Source organism: Arcanobacterium buesumense, assembly GCF_012563545.1.
Lineage (GTDB): Bacteria > Actinomycetota > Actinomycetes > Actinomycetales > Actinomycetaceae > Arcanobacterium > Arcanobacterium buesumense.
The window spans coordinates 1-17,919 of record NZ_CP050804.1 but is presented as its reverse complement, the minus strand read 5'-3'; the positions used below and the strand labels follow the sequence as shown (position 1 = coordinate 17,919).

Genomic DNA, 17,919 nt, shown 5'->3' with positions numbered 1-17,919 from the left:
CCGCGAATATGACGTCGCGGGAGACCTTTTTACTCACACCAGGCACTGACTGTTATCGTCCCGTGTATCACCCGGCTGTTGGAGCTAATGCTTCATCAAGAACAACTGGACTGTTCTTTGCAATACGTACCTTCGATGCAAAGAAACTGATAGCTATCGAGATAACCGTCCACATAATCAAAACAGCCACCGTCTTGCCAATAATTCCATCAACACCGCCACCAGCAATGAGAGATCGGAACGCTAACTGCGTATCGCTCATTGGTAAGAAGTTGTGAATCCACTGGAAGAACCTCGGTGCCGTTTCAATCGGGAATGTTGCTCCCATAGATGTAATCTGCAAACTCAACAACACGATTGACAAGAACCGGCCACGGAAGGCAAAGGCTGCCACACAAGCTTGGTTAATCGCCATGAAACAAATACTTGTCAGTACCGCGAGCGCACACAAACCAACGATATTCGCTGCCTGTAACTCACCCATGGCATTAACAACTACCATCATAATGATTGCCTGAATAATAGCCAGAATAGTAGCTGTTACGGCTGGTTTCGTCACCGCTTGTACCCACCGGCCCCGAGCGCGTTCGTCATGGTCAAGAGCTGGGAGCACTAAGAACAAGGCAATAGTGCCGATCCATAAAGCAAGTGACATGAACATTGGGGTGAAACCGGCACCATTATTTGCCACCGCGTGTTCACGCATTGGAGTTACTTTAGCTACCTGCCCAGCGGTTGCTGAAACATTCTTTTGTTCAACATTGTTCAGGTATGGGATCTTGTCAGCACCTTCTTGTAAACCATCACGTAATTCGTGAGCACCCTGGTCAAGTTTCGTTGCGCCTTGGCTTAGTTCACCAACTTTTTGGTTTGCTGTGCGGGTGCCGTCATTGAGCTGGTGTGCTCCGGTGTTGAGTGTTGCTACACCGTTGTTAGCTGTTTGTAGGCCAGAAAGTAGCTGGCTTGATCCGTTCGCTGCTGTACCTAGACCGTCCTTCAGCACTCCGATTCCTTGGGCTAGTTCTTGTGACGAACTGACTGCTGTAGTAGCCCCGGAAGATAATTGGCTAAGTCCCGAGTTTAGCGTGCTGGTGCCGTCAGCGAGTTGTTGTGCGCCGGCGTCAAGCTGAGTGATACCGCCGGTGAGTTCTGGAACTTTACCGTTCAGTTCTCCGATGCCATTACCTAGGCTGGCTGCTCCGGCACGCAGTTGAGCTGAGTTAGTGGAATTCTGACCACTAATTTGCCCCAGTCCACTGTGAAGATCATTAATTGCCCCCATTAAGGTTCCGTCCTGTGTTGACGACGATGTACCTACCTTAGTTGCTAATTCATTAACTCCGGTACTGGCTTTGGTGAGGTTCGCCGTCAAGAGACCGCTTGCCTGATTGAGCTGTTCACTGCCTGCAGCTACTTGATCGACGCCGTTTTTCAGGTTCTGTGCACCGTCAGCAACAGCGTGCATAGCACCTTTGAATTGTGCGATTGTCTCAACTTTATTTGCAACGGTTTCGGTGCCCTCTGCAAGCATGTTACTTCCTTCGCGCAGCTGCTTTGAGGATGCAGAAAGTTGCGCTAATCCTTGACAGAGTGGGGAATTCTTAGGTAAACATGTAGCGGCAAGCTGATCTACGCCTCCGGTGTATTGGCTAAGTGAGGTATCTAGTTTCTTCGCACCAGCAGCGAGTTGTGGCACATTACTAACATCAACTGAGTCGAGGGAGGTTGCCAAGAATTGGCTAGCATCGGCAAGTTTGCTTGCACCTTGTTGCACAGATGGTTGTTGTCCATTAGCTTGGGTTAATCCGTCATGTAATTGCCCTAATCCGGCGTGGAGTGCTTCTGCTCCTGCTGTTAGTGATGTGGTGGCAGATTGTGGATTTTGTGGATTGAAGTCTCCTGGATTTCCTAATCCTGCCTGTAGCTTACTCAGTGCTGATGGTAGCGCACCGGCGGCTTGCTGTAGTTGTGTGCTTCCGGCGTATGCTTGGTCAACACCAGTCGTGTAGGAGTTGATTGCTGGGAGAAGTTGGTTAGCGCCTTGAGATAGTTGATGAACTCCAGTTCCGAGTTTATCAGCATTGGTGGCCAGGACACTCATGCCGGCTGCTAGTTCGTTAGCTCCGTTGTGGACAGTAGTTGAACCGGTAGCAGCTTGGCTTAATCCGGTATCGAGTTGGGACAAACCTAGGGATAGTTTTTGGGATCCGTCTGTTGCCCGGGTAGCACCCGAATTGAGCTCGGTTAATCCGTTATCGAGGCGTACAGTTCCGTTGAGAAGATCATTCATTCCGACGACGAGGCGCTCTGTTCCGGTTGTTAATTCTCCAGTTCCATTAGCTAATTTATTGATTCCGTCAGTAAACTGCGCTACGCCATCAGTAAGTGCGGTTGTTCCTTCGGCGAGTGTGGATGATCCGTTGGATGCGTCAACAAGACCTTCTCGTACTTTTTCAATGGAGATAAGGAGTTTTTCGGTGATGCGCGTAGAGCCACGTTCGTTGATACGGTTCGTCATTGCTTCTGAGACGGTTTTCGCCATAGTTCCCGATAGGTAGTTCACGCCGTCGTCGGTAACTAACCGTAATTCTTGGGTTGCTGATGATCCGATATCAGTGCCGATTTTTGCGACATTCTTGGAAAAATCGTGTGGAATATAGAGAATTGCGCGGATACGTTCGTCGTTAAGTTGAACTTTGGCGTCTTTTTCGTCCATTTCTTTCCAGGTAAAGCCGACGTCTTCCCCACTTTCGGGGTTTACAAGAGCATCAGTTAATTCGGAACCTAACGAAAATGTTTCCGTTTTCCCAGTCACGAGAGTGCCGGTGTAAGGCTGATCTTCGTTGACGATAGCAGCTTTCATATCTGCTAGCCGGTTCGTTGGGTTTTGATAAGTCATTGTCAGTAACCCCGCATAAAGCAACGGGATTAACGCAACTGCCAAAATAACGATGGCGGTTCCTAACCGTGGTCCTTTGAGACGTGTCAGCATATTTGTTCTCCTTATAACCTAACCACAAAACACGATACACGTGTGTATCCAAATTTATCAATACACACCTGTATCCAGTGATGGGGTAGACTATTTCCAGAAAACGAAGGAGTATCTATGGCAATCCCTGCCCGCTCGATTAGGCGCGAAACAATAGAAAAACTAGCTGCGATGCCGCTATCTGCTCGCCGCCAGCGCACCCGTGCAAAACTTCTCCAAGCCGGCTCACTACTCTTCGTTAAAAAAGGAATCCTCGGCACCTCCGTCGGCGATATCTGTGAAGAAGCAGGATTTTCCCGCGGAGCTTTCTATTCAAACTTCACTGACATGGAACACTTCATCCAAGCCCTAGCAGACGATCAATGGGGACGAATCCTCACCACCACAATAGACGCCTTCGCAACCGAAGACATCCCACTCATTGACGGAACATCAGATGACAAAACTCTTACCAGCACAAAACTACTGGCATCAAAAATCCTCGCCGCACTACCAATTTCTCGCGACTTCTATCTTCTTCTCACCGAGTTTTCAACATATCTCGCGCGAGCTCGCGATAACGAAAACCCACTATTTGCCGGCTCTGAAGCCTTCAAAAAACAACTCGCTGCCTGTATCGAATCTAAACTGGCACAGATCGGCAGACGCAGCATCTTATCCGGCCCGGATTTAGCCAATATGATTCTCGCGCTTGCCGAACGATCTATGATCCTAGCACTGACACATCACGACGAGGACTTAACAGCATACCTTGTGCGCACCTTACCAAACGTACTCGTCAAACTCACCGTTCCAGAAGATAACTAGGCCAATCACCAACGCGGCTCTGGCATCGGCTTGCCATCACGGCGTCGAACCATTTCCAGCCAACCATCGTAGGATCCGTCGTCGTTGCGTCGAATCATATCCCACCGAACATTCATCTCATACCCATAACGAGCATATAAATGCCCCAAGCCTAGGCCAGCGCGGAACTGTAAATGCAAAAAATCAACACCTTCGCCTAAACCATTCAACACCTCGTCAGAATGTAAATGGTCCATCAGCAAGCGCCCCAAACCGCGCCCATGAAAATCTGGGCTAACCTGTAGTCGCTTAATCGTCGCAATATGCGCCGGATTTCCTTCCGGAATACCAAGAATCCACCACGCAAAACCAAGAAGTTGCTCCGTGCCCGCCTCATACATCACATAAAGCCAACCACGACCTTCGGCCATCTCTCGCTCATGCCCAGCAAGAAGCTCCTCATATCTACTACGTGGATCGCCCGGGCGTGCGCCGATCGCCGCACCCAGCTCAGTATTGCGCTGCCACATCTCAAGCATATCGGCACGCAACTGCGGTGATGGTATTGACGTAAGAGTTTGAAAAGACACATCAGACATGAGCTTTATCTTAGTCGAATCATCAACCAAATTCGTCACTCGCGAAGTTGATTACAGATTATCGATATCTACATCTGACCGACTCTGAATTTCACACGTTATAGAAAACCCTCATAATATATGGTAATTTTCAACAGTTATTAATTTTTCAACATAGTGATTTTTTCCAAGCCTACTGGCTTGCCGATATTATCCCCTATTTTCCATGAGGTATATATGACGATTGAGTTTTCGATGGTTCAAACGATCGGATTCGCCGTGCTACTACTGTTTTTTGGCAGGTTTCTTCGACGGCGAGTATCCCTATTCGAACGTTTCGCCATTCCTTCACCAGTGATTGGCGGATTCCTCTTCGCTATCGTTAATCTCATTTTCCACCTCACTCAAAGCGTAAACTTCCAGTTCGATACCACGCTTCAAAGCTTTTTCATGATCTTGTTCTTCACCTCGATCGGTTTCGGTGCAAGCCCAATGATTTTACGGCAGGCTGGTCCAAAAGTTGCGCTATTTTTACTCGTAACGATTGGCTTAGTCATCGCCCAAAATCTGGTTGTTGTTGGCTTAGCACCCTTCCTTGACCTCCCGGCACCTTTAGCATTAATGGTCGGTTCGACGTCGATGACAGGTGGACACGGTACTTCTGCTGGTATTGCTCCTCTTATTCAAGAAGCTGGATTCCAAGGTGCGGAATCTATTGCTTATACTGCTGCAACATTCGGTTTAGTAGCCGGTTCTTTACTTGGTGGGCCAGTAGCGTTACGACTTATTCGCCGTCATGATCTAGTCAATGTGCACGACAATGCGACATTTGATGATTCATTCCTCCACGAAAAGGTTCATCCGTTAAATGCCGAACGAGTATTAACTGGTTTTATGGCGTTACTCGTTGCCATGTTTATCGGTAGCTATGTTACTGACGGATTAAATATGTTAGTCAGCGGATGGACCTCGATGGCACAATTCCCTGCCTATTTAGGTCCGATGATCTGTGGTATCTTGGCGCGCTGGTATTCCGATTTTCGTTTCGCGCGGGCCGGTGGAGAAGATAACGGTGTTCAAGAGCTTGTTCCACATCAAGAAATCGACATGTTAGGAACTGTCACCTTAAGTGTTTTCTTAGCGATGGCTCTCATGTCAGTACGATTATGGGAGCTAGGCTCCTTAGCATTTGCCTTGGTGGTACTGTTGGCTGCTCAGGTTATTTTGACAGTACTTTACACACGCTTTATTACCTTCAAAGCAATGGGATCCACATACGACGCTGCCGTGCTCGTAGCAGGAAATATTGGTTTCGCAATGGGAGCAACTCCGAACGGTATGGCTAATATGGAATCTGTGACAGCCAAGTTTGGCCCATCCCCAACAGCCTTCTTCGTCCTGCCAGTAGTTGGTGGAATGTTTATTGACTTCTTCAACATTATGGCAATTATCGGCTTTTTAGCGATTTTCTAGCCACTACTTCATACCCATTTTTACAGTAACGCATTCCGGGGCCTTCATATGCAATGCACTATGGAGGCCCCGGTTTTACGCGCTACGAAAGACTTAATCAACCCAAATAGATAGAGTCAATCTGAAACAATTACCGATTCATGTATGTGGTTAGGCGATGCGGATCAGCGTCAAGCTTGTCCCGATCCCAACCATCTAGATCAGCTGCCAAAGCATACGTGCTTTCCAAGAACTGACGAACCATCTCTTCTGGATTATCAGACTTACGAACTGCCTCGTAAGGCAAAACATACTCATGGAAATCTTCACTGTAATAAGCTTCCGCAGGCTCAATCTTCTGGCGAGCATAACCCTCTGGAACAGGATAAGCATAAGAGTAGAACAGGCCTTCACCCTCACCCCCAGGCCAAAAACCAGCACTCGTAAGATGATGCGAATAACCTTCCACCATCACCCAATCAGCACAATTTGGCATACCACCAGGATGCTCAGGAGCTTCCTTATCCACAAAACGAGTACATGCCATATCGAAAGAACCCCAGAAGAAATGCACCGGACTTACCTTGCCTAAGAACCCAGCACGGAAATCATCCAACGCGATATGAGCCTTCGATAGCTGCAACCAGAAACGCTGAACAGCATCCTTGTCATAACTCTTATGAACAGTATCCTCCGGGAACGGAATTGCCGGATCAACCTCATTCGGGAGAACACTAATATCCATCGGCACTTCAATGTCCGCCATAGACTGCTGCACCTTTGCATAAAAATCAGCTACCGTCATCGCTTCCAACGCAAACTTCGTATGTAGCCCATTAGAGCGGCGGAAATTCAACTCATGATTAATAAAATCAAACTCGATATCAAAAACGTCTCCCGCGAATGGGATTGAGGACGTTGTTAAGCCAACCGGCGATACATACAATGTCACTTGCCACCAATGATTAACTAGTGGCGCATACTGCATACGTATCTTGCCAACAATCTGCGTCCACATATGCAATGTATCGCGGGTATCAGTCCAATCATCAATCCGGAGTTCTGGCCAAGCAGAAGGCGCAATCGAGGTAGTCATAAGAAGTCATCTCCATTAAATCAGTGTCACAAACTATTAATAGCTACCATATCAATCTCCGCCATCCTTGAAAGCAGATATTAGTCCAAACTAGCTTTCAGCAGAATCAAGACAACATGAAGAACAGCAAACCTTAGCAATATTTGCAGAATATCAATACAACAAAAATCCCGGTAGGAAGTTTCCTACCGGGATTTTATCTGTGGAGCTAAGGGGACTCGAACCCCTGACCCTCTGCTTGCAAAGCAGATGCGCTACCAGCTGCGCCATAGCCCCGTTTCTAACTTACTGTTCGAAGCTAGTCTACAGGATCTGTGACTGACTGCCACATCGCCTGAGTTTGCATCGTTTCCGATGCTTTGAGGAATAATGCATATCCCCCAACTACTGCAAGAGTGACGAGAACGAACTTCTTCATTTCTCCTCCTTCTTACGTTAGCGTGGGCCTAGATGGACTCGAACCATCGACCTCTACATTATCAGTGTAGCGCTCTAACCGACTGAGCTATAGGCCCTTATGCATTTCTTCGTGCCGAATTAGATTAACTCAATTTTAAGTCCAGAATCAAACCACAACGGCTCCAAGCAATGCACATCACATTTTCTATCAGAGCTACTCGGATTATTCGTCCGTAACGGTAACGTGTAACCCGCCAACAAGCATGGCAACAACGTTATAGATCAAAGCCATAAGCGCCCCAAAAGCAGTCATGAGAACAATTTCAATGACGCCAACAACTACTGAGAATGAAATAACACGGCCAAACTCCATGAATTGCCCGAGTTGTAACAACGCCTCAGAGTTCAATGTTTTAAGTAGACCATCAACCTGGGACCACACGTGCATTGAATCGAGCACAAACCACAATACGGCGGTTGCGATCACGATCATAACGCCGATTGCTACCGACACTAAGAATGACAGTTTCAGCGCCGACCACGGATCAACCCGTGAAATTGTCATTTTGACCCGGCGAATACCGACTTCGTGCTTTTCATGTGGTACGACTTCTTGCACCATTGTTGGCTGCGAGGTCGATTCGTCAGTTGTGGTTGTCATGTTGTTCTCCATTGACCAGGTGTGAGTATTTCACGATTAGGCTTATTCTACTTCGGTAACGGCTTGTGCGTCATCTTCCGTAGCAGATTCCGGTTCGACGACGGTGATATCGTCCGCATCCTCATCTTCTTCGTCTTTTTCCATATTGAGCGCGATGGAGATGATCTTGTCACCCTTATCCGGGGTAGCAAACTTAACGCCTTGAGTGTTACGTCCAGTCAGCGATACTTCCTCGACTGCAGAACGCACAACCTTGCCAGATTCCATAATGACCATCACTTCATCACCTGGATGAGTGATAAGCGCTCCGACGAGGTCACCACGCGACTCAACCACATTAGCAACCTTGATACCAAGACCCGCACGTCCTTGAACACGATACTGTTCAATATCAGTACGCTTAGCAAAGCCACCTTCAGTGACGACGAAGACTTCCGCGCCTTCGTCAACAACATCCATTGCGAGCAAGCAATCATCACCGCGGAACTTCATACCGGTTACACCAGATGTTGCACGACCCATCGGACGTAAGGTTTCGTCGTCGGCCGTGAAACGCAAGGACTGTCCGCCGCGTGAGACGAGGATGACGTCGTCGCCCTCATTTAAGAGACGAGCAGCCACCAAACGATCAGTGGTTCCATCTTCGCGCTCACGTAGCTTAACGGCAATCAAACCGCCAGTACGTGCCGAATCATAATCACTCAAACGGGTCTTCTTCACCAGACCGTCTTCCGTAGCGAGCACAAGGTAATCTGCTTGGTCATAGCTGCGGATCGACACCATCGAGGCAATCGATTCACCTGGCTGGAATGCCAGCATGTTGGCGATATGTTGTCCCTTAGCATCGCGAGCGCCTTCTGGTAAATCGTAACCCTTGATGCGGTACACCCGGCCCTGGTTAGTAAAGAATAGTTGCCAGTCGTGGGTGGAGGTGATACCGAAATGTTCAACGATATCGTCTTCTCGCAACGAAGTTCCCTTGATTCCTTTACCACCACGATGTTGGGCGCGGTATTCACTAACCTTGGTGCGCTTGACGAAACCAGAGCGGGTAATGGTGATGACCACGTCGTCTTCTGGAATCAAATCCTCATCGGACATTTCGCCGTCAAATGGGAGGATCTTAGTACGGCGTTCATCACCGAACTTGGCAACAATTTCCCCGAGTTCGTCCGATACGATAGTGCGTTGACGTTCTGGCTTAGCCAAAATATCTTGATAGTCGTCACGCATTGCCATCTTTTCGTCACGCTCGTCGAGAATCTTTTGACGTTCGAGAGCAGCTAGGCGGCGCAACTGCATAGCGAGAATATGATCTGCTTGAATCTCGTTAATATCCAAGAGTGTCATAAGGCCTTCGCGGGCCTCATCCACAGTTGGTGAGCGACGAATCAACGCAATTACTTCGTCGAGCGCATCAAGAGCCTTAACCAGGCCCTCCAAAATCATCAATCGCTCAAGAACTTTCCGCAAGCGGAATTCGGTACGGCGGCGGATCACTTCAATCTGATGATCAACCCAGTGACGTACGAAGCCATCGAGTGAAAGAGTACGCGGCACACCGTCAACCAACGCCAACATATTTGCCGGGAAGTTGTTTTGCATCTGCGTGTGCTTATACAAGTTGTTGAGCACAACCTTAGCGACGGCGTCCTTCTTGAGTACAACGACGATGCGTTGGCCGGCACGCCCAGATGTTTCATCTCGAATATCGGCGATACCTGGCAGGCGACCGTCTTTAATACCTTCAACCATCTTGTCCAACAAGCGGTCTGGGTTGACTTGGTATGGCAGATCGGTGATAACAAGAGATTGACGGCCATTGATTTCATCAACCTCAACAACGGCACGCTGGGTGATTGAACCGTTACCAGTCCGGTACATCGATTCGATGCCTTTAGATCCAAGAATTGTTGCCCCGGTAGGGAAATCTGGACCTTTGATTCGTTCAATAAGAGCTTCGAGGAGTTCTTCGCGGGTCGCTTCTGGATGATCGAGGAACCATTGAACACCTTCGGCTACTTCACGTAAATTGTGTGGCGGAATACGGGTAGCCATACCGACTGCGATACCCTCTGATCCGTTCACAAGGAGATTTGGGAAACGGGCGGTAAGCACGGTTGGTTCTTGAACAGAGCCATCAAAGTTTGGGATGAAATCGACGGTATCTTCGTTAATATCACGGACCATCTCAACGGCAAGTTGTGCCATTCGGGCTTCGGTGTAACGCGGAGCTGCGGCGCCAAGATCACCGGCAGTACCGAAGTTTCCTTGGCCAGCAACCAGTGGGTAGCGCAGGTTCCATGGCTGAACCATACGAACCATAGTTTCGTAAATCGCGGCATCACCGTGTGGGTGGAAATTACCCATCACATCACCAACGATTTTCACCGACTTGGAAAACGAGGAATCTGGCCGGTAACCGCCATCCCACATAGCGTAGATAACGCGTCGGTGAACAGGTTTCATACCGTCACGAACGTCTGGAAGTGCACGGCCGACGATAACGGACATGGCATAGTCCAGATAGGACGTTTCCATTTCCCGTTGGAGATCGACGTCCTTGATGAGACCGTGGTTGTATTCTGCTATTTCTTCAGTCATGGGTTGTTCTTAACCAGCCATTCTTAAATGTCGAGGAAGCGGACGTCGTGGGCATTGCGTTGGATGAAGGACCGGCGTGAGGCCACGTCTTCACCCATGAGGATGGAGAAAGATTCGTCTGTTGCGGCTGCTTCGCCAATGCTGACTCGTTTGAGGGTGCGAGTTTCTGGGTTCATGGTGGTGTCCCAAAGCTCTGAATCGTTCATTTCACCAAGACCTTTGTATCGCTGAATTCCTTGGCCTTCAGCTTTAGGTAAACGCTTGCCAGCGGCAAGGCCTTCTTCGAGTCTGATATCGCGTTCTTTATCGGAGAAAACGTATTCATGATCGGCGTTTGTCCATTTGATGCGATAAAGCGGTGGCATAGCAAGGTAAATATAGCCATGTTCAATGAGTGGCCGCATGTAGCGGTACACCATGGTCAAGAGCAACGTAGCGATATGCTGACCGTCCACGTCCGCATCGGCCATGAAGACGATCTTGTGATAGCGCAGTTTGTTAATATCGAATTCTTCACCAACACCAGTACCAAATGCGGTAATAAGGCTTTGGATTGATTCGGAAGACAGCGCCCGATCGAGGCGAGCTTTTTCAACGTTGAGGATCTTTCCACGGATCGGCATAATTGCCTGATGGTTCGGATCGCGTCCGTTGACTGCCGAACCACCTGCGGAATCACCCTCGACGATGAAGATTTCGCACTCTTCTGGATTATTCGATGTGCAGTCCTTAAGTTTTCCAGGCATCGCAGCTGATTCAAGGACGGACTTACGCCGGGTAGCTTCACGTGCTTTACGGGCTGCAAGGCGAGCGCTTTGTGCTTGAAGGGCTTTGCGAATAATTTCTTTGCCTTCATTAGGATGCATGTCGAGCCAGTCAGTGAGCTGGGCGTATGTTGTCTGCTGGACGAAGGTTCGTGCTTCAGTGTTTCCCAGCTTGGTTTTTGTTTGACCTTCGAACTGTGGTTCACCGAGTTTAATGGAGATAACGGCTGTGAGCCCTTCACGGATGTCATCACCAGTCAAGTTGGCGTCTTTTTCTTTAAGAATGTTCTTATCGCGCGCATACTTGTTGATGACTGAGGTCAGTGCAGTGCGGAAGCCTTCTTCGTGAGTTCCACCTTCAGTGGTGTTAATCGTATTGGCGAAGGTGTGTAGCGATTCCGAGTATCCGTTAGTCCATTGCATTGCTACTTCGACGGAGATTACCCGCTCGGTATCTTCAGCTTCGAAATAGATAGGTTCGGCGTGTACTGGCTCAGCCTTCTTAGTTTTGATCAGGTAAGTAACGTAATCGTGAAGGCCGTTATCGTAACGGTAGGTGACAGAAGTGTGCTTCTTTTCGACGTCGTTATCTTCCCCGGTAACTTCATCGCCCTCAACCACTGCTGTTTCACGTTCATCAACAAGGGTAATCTTCAGGCTCTTGTTTAAGAATGCCATCTGATGGAAACGTTGGCGTAACGTATCAAAATCAAAATCAACTGTTTCAAATATTTCTGGATTTGGCCAAAATGTTTGGGTTGTTCCAGTCTTATCCGTCGGTTCACCTTTTTCCAGTGGAGCAACGGGCACACCGTTTTCATACGAGATTCGCCATACATATCCATCACGTCGAACTTCAGTATCCATCCGTACCGACAAAGCATTGACAACGGAAATACCCACACCGTGTAGACCACCAGAAACGGCATAGGATCCATTACCGAATTTACCGCCAGCGTGTAGTACAGTCATAACAACTTGAACAGCTGCTACGCCTTCCGTTGGGTGAATATCTACTGGAATTCCACGCCCGTCATCTTCAACTTTGACGCCACCATTATCAAGAAGGGTGACGGTGATTTCGGATGCGTACCCAGCTAAGGCTTCGTCCACTGAGTTGTCCACAACTTCGTAGACGAGATGGTGGAGTCCGCGTTCACCAGTAGAACCAATGTACATGCCTGGGCGTTTGCGAACAGCTTCAAGACCTTCTAGGACAGTAATATTTGCTGCGTTGTATTCGGTACCTTTAGCTACCGTACCCGCATGGTGTGTAGTCTCGGTCTTATTTTCTTCTGACACGCGTAGACTTCCCCTCATTCTTCGTGATGACATGTCCAGTACCACACACGAGTGAACTGTGTGCTACTTCATAGAACATGCGTAAAAACGTCTCTGCTTGATTTCTCCCCTAAAAAGGTAGGGACCTACCTCAAACCAACCTATCTCATTATAGCGCGTTTTTACTGGCAAAACATCGGGTGCATAAAATCTCGATATACGGCACAACATGCTTATACACAACGCTAGGTGCGAGATCCTGTATTTTTATCGGCGCACCATGTTTTTGGTCAGCTACCTAGCTGTACGTATCGCGTGGGCCACGCCCCGGAACCGATAATCGCCCATGTTTCCAGGAAGGAACATAAGGGCCGTTGAGTAGAATTTCTTTAACTACGCCTTCACCAAGTTCTTGAGCTAGTCGAGCATCCAAATGGTGTAACAAGGATCTAATCTGAGTTTCCCACGCCACGGTTTTCGCTTGTAAGGTCAAAACGCCGTCGTCACTGAAATCAACAACTGAGCAGTTAGCAGCCACAGCCGGGCCAACAATCTCCGGCCACCGCGTCACAACAGAGGCCACATCAACGTGAGTTTTCCAACCGCGTTCCTCGATAGCTTTTTCTATCAACACAAACAAAGGTTGTGGATCTCGATAGGACGGACGTGCCCCCGAGCCAACATCTTGTCCTGGGCTAGGAACTAATGGCTTGTCACCTATCGGTTCTGGCTGAGTAGCTGCCAGTGTTGCTCGAGAAGTGTTACGGCGACGCACGTATCCTTGATCGGCTGCCATACGGCGGACTCGGTGCAAAATTTGTAGTGGCAAAATGTCGCCGTGTTTACGCGCAGCTTCCCGGCGTGCTTGAGTTACGCGACTCGATGTTGTCTCACTCATCAGCTACTTCTTTCACTGTTCCGTTATGGACAACTCCGTTATGGACAACGAATTTGTGCCCGATGAGTTCTTCTGGGAGATCATCACCAACTGCTGCAGTGACAAATACTTGAGATCCCTGACCAACAATTGTGGCGAGCCGTTGGCGGCGCCGGGCATCAAGTTCAGCAAAAACGTCGTCAAGAATAAGAATCGGTTCGCCGTCGTCGGCCCAATTTCCAGATGAATCGTCACGCAAGACTTGCCACGAGGCAAGTCTTAACGCGAGCGCATAGGACCATGATTCACCATGCGAAGCGAAACCTTTAGCAGGCAACGTTCCCAGTGATAGTGCGAGGTCATCTCGGTGTGGTCCAACAAGATTGACGCCGCGCTCAATTTCTTGATCGCGCCACTCATCCATCGCAGCTAGCAGACGTTGCTCAGTTGCTGCTTCATCTTGTAAATCGATTTCGTGAGTAGCTATATCTGTGGCGAGTTGTCCGGTGTCATCACTTTCGAGCGCAGTGATGGCTGGGAGTTGCCAACCAGTTCGTTCGTCGACGTTGGCAACATAATCGATTCGCGCTACGCCCTTTCCACCAGAGACTTCGTGATAATAGGATTCGACGTGGGGCCGCAACGCAGCGATGATACGTGCGCGTTCTGCGATGATACGTGCACCAAGTTGGGCCAACTGTTGGTTGAAAATAATGAGGGTGGTGTCATCGACGATTCCGGTTCGACGACGAGTTTTCCACAACGTCTTTAAGAGTGCGGCACGTTGTTTGGCAACTTTGGCATAATCAGCTTTTATTTGTGCCATACGTGGACGTAGCTGAATCATGATCTCGTCAAGGAATCGACGACGAGCGGCTGGATCTCCTTTGATGAGGTCAAGATCTTCGGGCGCGAACATGACTGTTCGTACGATTCCCAGGACGTCGGTTGGTTTGGCGTTGCCTCGGTTAATGCGTGCCCGGTTGGCTCTGCCGGCCAATATTTCGATTTCCACAGTGGTTGGTGATTGGCCGTGCATAACTTTGGCGCGCACAACTGCCGCGGATGCTCCTTGCCGAACCAAACTGGTATCGCCATTGACTCGATGTGAGGAAAAAGTTGCTAAATAGCCAATAGCTTCAACCAGATTGGTTTTTCCTTGCCCGTTTTCACCGATGAATACGGTCACTCCGGGGTTGAAGGAAATAACAACGTCGCGATAAGAACGAAAATCGTTTAACGCGAGGTCGGAGATATACACGGCGCTTAGTTATTACCAAACGTGCGAACCGGCATGAGTAAAAGGCGGAATTCTTCATCAGATTCGCCGTCTTTTTCAGCCGTCATGACTGCTGGTTTCGTTGGATGGGTAACTGATAGCCGGACCTTTTCGCCGTTCATGACGGCAAATCCTTCTTGAAGGAAGATCGGGTTGAACGCCATCTTGAGATCTTCTCCCACAACTTCTGCCGCGAGTGCTTCGGAAGCTTGGGCTTGATCGCCTTGGCCTGCTTCGATGGTCACTTCGCCTTCGGTAAATGAAAGCCGCACGGCAGCATTTTTTTCGACGACGAGGCGTGAGCGTTTAATTGCATCAAGCATATCGACTCGGTTCATCACCATATATCCGGCTGTTTCAGATGGGAAAAGGGAAAGAACTTGTGGATATTCGCCGTCGATAAGTTGGACGGTGTTTTGTTTTCCACCAGCAGCAAATCCAATAAGTGAATCAGAGAGGGAAATTTCGATTGGCCCTGCTGATCCGAGTGCTTTGGCGATGTCTAAAAGGCGTGAGGCGCGAACTAAAATTCGCTTCGACATCGTGGTGTCTTGCGGAGCCCACGATAGTTCTCGCACAGCTAGGCGGTAGCGATCAGTTGCCATAAGAGCAATGGAATCGCCGTTGATTTCCAGACATACGGAGACAAGTAGTGGCAAAGTATCATCATTTGAGGCAGCGATGGAGACTTGGCTGATAGCTTCGAGCCACTGAGAACCGTCAACAGTACCAACAACTGGTGGCATATCTGTGCTGTCTGCGTAATCTTCACTAGCCATGGTTTTCATTGAGAAATGCGAAGATCCACATTCAATCTCAAGCTTTGTTCCATCTAGCGTTAGTTCGATTGGTTTACGTGGCAAAGCCCGGCAAATATCAGCAAGTAGCCGTCCGTTGATTAAGACTTCTCCGGCAGAAAGTACATCTGCTTCAATATCAACATGAGATGAAATATCAGAATCTCGTGAGCCTAGGGACACAATACCGTTTTGTGACGACTGAATTTTCAGACCGGCAAGTACTGGAATTGCTGGCCGATTTGGAATGGTACGTGCAACCCATGTAACAGCTTCTGTGAAGACGTCATGTTCGACGATTATTTTCACCGCAACCTACTTTCCTCATAATTACTACTTATTACTGTACGCGATACTTGCCAAAGCCTGGAATTTAAATGCTATTTTGTGGACAGTTTCTTTTTTTCGATAGTTACTCGCAGTCGGTGGCGGCCCATTGTTGTCATTAACTCTTTAAGTAGTAGTAGTAATAGGCTCTGTGGATACTGTGGATAAGTTGACTATTCGTTGGTAAATAGCTATTTCATACCGTGGATTATTCGTGAATATTCTGCGAGTAAAACATGTGATTATGTGGATGAGACAAAAGAGAGTAGTTTTTATCCACAGATTCACAGGTTTTATCCACAGTTATCCACATGAAAACACACAAGAAGATGTTTTTATGAAGCGTTATCTTTTGAACTTAGATTTTTTCGTGTGTCTTCGGGTGTTTATTAGCTAGGTTCATTTATTCGGTAGCTAACTGTGCGTGGTCTTTCGCTGCGTTTTTAATAATTGTTGTTAATTCTGAGACTTGGGTAAAAATTGTTTGCTTTTCGGCCATCAGTGCTTCAACTTTTCGCACTGCATTCATCACGGTAGTGTGATCGCGCCGGTTAAACTCTTCAGCGATTTTCGGTAGAGAAAGATCAGTGAGCTCTCGACACAAATACATTGCGACGTGGCGAGGCAATGTTAATGTGCGAGTACGAGTTGGGGATTTCAAATCAGCAAGCGGAACTCCGAAATAGTTCGACACTTGGGCCACAATCATTCCAGCTGTCACTTGAATCGAACTGGGATCAGAAATCATATCCTTGAGCTGTGATTCGGCTAGTTCAAGGGTGATCTGTTGCTTTGTCAGATCGGCAAATGCGCGGATTCTGCGTAAGGCACCTTCCATTTCGCGCACATTGCTGGTGATGCGAGATGCAATAAATTCGATAACATCACGTGGAACTTCAAGACCTTCTGCCATGGCTTTTCGGTTCAAGATAGCAATACGCGTTTCGAGGTTGGGCAAATCAATAGCTGCAGTAATTCCTGATTTGAAGCGTGAAATCATCCGATCTTCAAAATCGACAAGAAGGTTAGGAGCCACATCGGAGGTAATCACGATTTGTTTATTGGCGTTAATGAGCGCGTTGAAGGTGTGGAAAAACTCTTCAAGTGTTCGGGAACGATCACGTCCCGATAGGAATTGAATATCGTCAATGAGAAGCACATCAACAGTGCGAAATTGATCTTTAAAGTTATGCATTTGACCATTGGCCAAGGCGTTAATAAAAGCGTTGGTAAATTCTTCAGCTGAAACGTAGAGAATCTTTTTCGTGGGGAACATTTCTTGGACTGAATTGCCAATAGAGTGCAGAAGGTGGGTTTTCCCCATTCCAGAATCTGAATAGAGGAAAAGTGGATTATATGTGGAGCCAGGTAATTCCGAGACGGCAAGCGCAGTGGCGTGTGCAAAACGGTTTGATTCTCCAGTCACGAATGTTTCGAATGTGTAGCGCGGGTTCAGGCGCGCAGAATCACGGGTTTCTTGGGTTCGTGGATCGAGACGACGTAAAGGAGTTGGCGACGACGGTGTTGCATCGTAGTTCGGAGTAGGGAAAAATTCCGTTGGTTCGGGAGCTGACGGTGGTGTAACTGGTTGGGCTGCAGGGGAAATATCGACAGAAGGCGATTGAGGAACAGAATGTAATATCGGTTCCGGTTGTGTCTTCCGGGGAGCTGTAGACGAGGTCGATGTTGCCATGCCTGATGATTCTGATAAAGCTGGATCAACAGAAATATCAAGTGTGAGTTCCCGGCCAACGATGGCAGACAGTTGTTCCGTTAAAGATTGTGCAACATTCGTGTTAATGAGGTTACGAGTAAATTCAGTAGCGACGCCGATAAGGAATCGATCTTCGACAATTGCAAGTGGAGTAGCTAGGCGAACAAATGCAGTTTGGGATTCAGACAGGCGTCCTTCAGCTCGAGAAAGTTCAATGGCCGCTGTCCAAGCATCCTGTGCAAATGATCCGTCTGACATTGTCTCCCCTTGTGCATAGTTTTCCAAAGATATCCTTTGGTCTGTATCAATCAT

Annotated in this window: 13 protein-coding genes and 2 tRNA genes; 2 read left to right on the top strand and 13 right to left on the bottom strand. The window is 48.2% G+C overall.

The features are described 5' to 3' along the window. Positions 1 to 67: 67 nt before the first annotated feature. Complete coding sequence (locus HC352_RS00070; RefSeq protein WP_168917011.1) at positions 68 to 2,992, bottom strand: YhgE/Pip domain-containing protein; 2,925 nt, start codon at positions 2,990 to 2,992, stop codon at positions 68 to 70. Positions 2,993 to 3,109: 117 nt separating this feature from the next. On the opposite strand from HC352_RS00070, the gene HC352_RS00065 reads away from it, so the two are divergent. After that, positions 3,110 to 3,799 carry a TetR/AcrR family transcriptional regulator gene (locus HC352_RS00065; protein ID WP_168917010.1) on the top strand — a complete coding sequence of 230 codons (690 nt, stop codon included), beginning with the start codon at positions 3,110 to 3,112 and terminating at the stop codon, positions 3,797 to 3,799. A gap of 5 nt (positions 3,800 to 3,804) precedes the next feature. On the opposite strand, the gene HC352_RS00060 is transcribed toward HC352_RS00065, so the two are convergent. Further along, entirely contained in the window at positions 3,805 to 4,377 is a 573-nt protein-coding gene (locus HC352_RS00060; protein ID WP_168917009.1) for a GNAT family N-acetyltransferase, read from the bottom strand. Between the two features lie 216 nt (positions 4,378 to 4,593). On the opposite strand from HC352_RS00060, the gene gltS reads away from it, so the two are divergent. Next, complete coding sequence (gltS, locus tag HC352_RS00055) at positions 4,594 to 5,829, top strand: sodium/glutamate symporter (protein ID WP_168917008.1); 1,236 nt, start codon at positions 4,594 to 4,596, stop codon at positions 5,827 to 5,829. A gap of 130 nt (positions 5,830 to 5,959) precedes the next feature. Here the strand turns inward: gltS and HC352_RS00050 are convergent, their stop codons facing one another. The 11 genes from HC352_RS00050 to dnaA form a co-directional block, all read right to left on the bottom strand. Then, positions 5,960 to 6,904 (bottom strand): DUF5996 family protein, encoded by a 945-nt coding sequence (locus tag HC352_RS00050; RefSeq protein WP_168917007.1) that lies wholly within the window; start codon positions 6,902 to 6,904, stop codon positions 5,960 to 5,962. 203 nt (positions 6,905 to 7,107) lie between these two features. Further along, positions 7,108 to 7,180 (bottom strand) — tRNA-Ala (locus HC352_RS00045). Positions 7,181 to 7,202: 22 nt separating this feature from the next. Beyond that, positions 7,203 to 7,322 (bottom strand): DLW-39 family protein, encoded by a 120-nt coding sequence (locus tag HC352_RS08945; RefSeq protein WP_211080672.1) that lies wholly within the window; start codon positions 7,320 to 7,322, stop codon positions 7,203 to 7,205. Positions 7,323 to 7,345: 23 nt separating this feature from the next. Next, positions 7,346 to 7,419, bottom strand: a tRNA-Ile gene (locus HC352_RS00040). 107 nt (positions 7,420 to 7,526) lie between these two features. After that, positions 7,527 to 7,964, bottom strand: a complete 438-nt coding sequence (locus HC352_RS00035; RefSeq protein WP_168917006.1) for a DUF3566 domain-containing protein — start codon at positions 7,962 to 7,964, stop codon at positions 7,527 to 7,529. 42 nt (positions 7,965 to 8,006) lie between these two features. After that, the gene (gene gyrA, locus HC352_RS00030; protein ID WP_168917005.1) at positions 8,007 to 10,568 is read right to left on the bottom strand and encodes a DNA gyrase subunit A; all 2,562 of its coding nucleotides are present in this window, start codon (positions 10,566 to 10,568) and stop codon (positions 8,007 to 8,009) included. A gap of 23 nt (positions 10,569 to 10,591) precedes the next feature. Then, a complete protein-coding gene (gene gyrB, locus HC352_RS00025; protein WP_369801244.1) occupies positions 10,592 to 12,652 on the bottom strand; it encodes a DNA topoisomerase (ATP-hydrolyzing) subunit B in 2,061 nt (686 codons plus the stop codon). Positions 12,653 to 12,911: 259 nt separating this feature from the next. Continuing rightward, positions 12,912 to 13,511 (bottom strand): DciA family protein, encoded by a 600-nt coding sequence (locus tag HC352_RS00020; RefSeq protein ID WP_168917003.1) that lies wholly within the window; start codon positions 13,509 to 13,511, stop codon positions 12,912 to 12,914. Further along, complete coding sequence (gene recF / locus HC352_RS00015) at positions 13,504 to 14,751, bottom strand: DNA replication/repair protein RecF (RefSeq protein ID WP_168917002.1); 1,248 nt, start codon at positions 14,749 to 14,751, stop codon at positions 13,504 to 13,506. The genes HC352_RS00020 and recF overlap by 8 nt, the downstream gene beginning before the upstream one ends. Before the next feature lie 5 nt (positions 14,752 to 14,756). Continuing rightward, entirely contained in the window at positions 14,757 to 15,875 is a 1,119-nt protein-coding gene (gene dnaN, locus HC352_RS00010) for a DNA polymerase III subunit beta (protein WP_168917001.1), read from the bottom strand. A gap of 421 nt (positions 15,876 to 16,296) precedes the next feature. Continuing rightward, positions 16,297 to 17,865 carry a chromosomal replication initiator protein DnaA gene (dnaA, locus tag HC352_RS00005; RefSeq protein ID WP_168917000.1) on the bottom strand — a complete coding sequence of 523 codons (1,569 nt, stop codon included), beginning with the start codon at positions 17,863 to 17,865 and terminating at the stop codon, positions 16,297 to 16,299. Positions 17,866 to 17,919: the final 54 nt, after the last annotated feature.

What these genes read in the sequence shown, in the direction of transcription:
- HC352_RS00070 (WP_168917011.1), bottom strand. Translation starts at nt 2,992, where the DNA reads ATGCTGACACGTCTCAAAGGACCACGGTTAGGAACCGCCATCGTTATT.
- HC352_RS00065 (WP_168917010.1), top strand. Translation starts at nt 3,110, where the DNA reads ATGGCAATCCCTGCCCGCTCGATTAGGCGCGAAACAATAGAAAAACTA.
- HC352_RS00060 (WP_168917009.1), bottom strand. Translation starts at nt 4,377, where the DNA reads ATGTCTGATGTGTCTTTTCAAACTCTTACGTCAATACCATCACCGCAG.
- gltS (WP_168917008.1), top strand. Translation starts at nt 4,594, where the DNA reads ATGACGATTGAGTTTTCGATGGTTCAAACGATCGGATTCGCCGTGCTA.
- HC352_RS00050 (WP_168917007.1), bottom strand. Translation starts at nt 6,904, where the DNA reads ATGACTACCTCGATTGCGCCTTCTGCTTGGCCAGAACTCCGGATTGAT.
- HC352_RS08945 (WP_211080672.1), bottom strand. Translation starts at nt 7,322, where the DNA reads ATGAAGAAGTTCGTTCTCGTCACTCTTGCAGTAGTTGGGGGATATGCA.
- HC352_RS00035 (WP_168917006.1), bottom strand. Translation starts at nt 7,964, where the DNA reads ATGACAACCACAACTGACGAATCGACCTCGCAGCCAACAATGGTGCAA.
- gyrA (WP_168917005.1), bottom strand. Translation starts at nt 10,568, where the DNA reads ATGACTGAAGAAATAGCAGAATACAACCACGGTCTCATCAAGGACGTC.
- gyrB (WP_369801244.1), bottom strand. Translation starts at nt 12,652, where the DNA reads ATGAGGGGAAGTCTACGCGTGTCAGAAGAAAATAAGACCGAGACTACA.
- HC352_RS00020 (WP_168917003.1), bottom strand. Translation starts at nt 13,511, where the DNA reads ATGAGTGAGACAACATCGAGTCGCGTAACTCAAGCACGCCGGGAAGCT.
- dnaA (WP_168917000.1), bottom strand. Translation starts at nt 17,865, where the DNA reads ATGTCAGACGGATCATTTGCACAGGATGCTTGGACAGCGGCCATTGAA.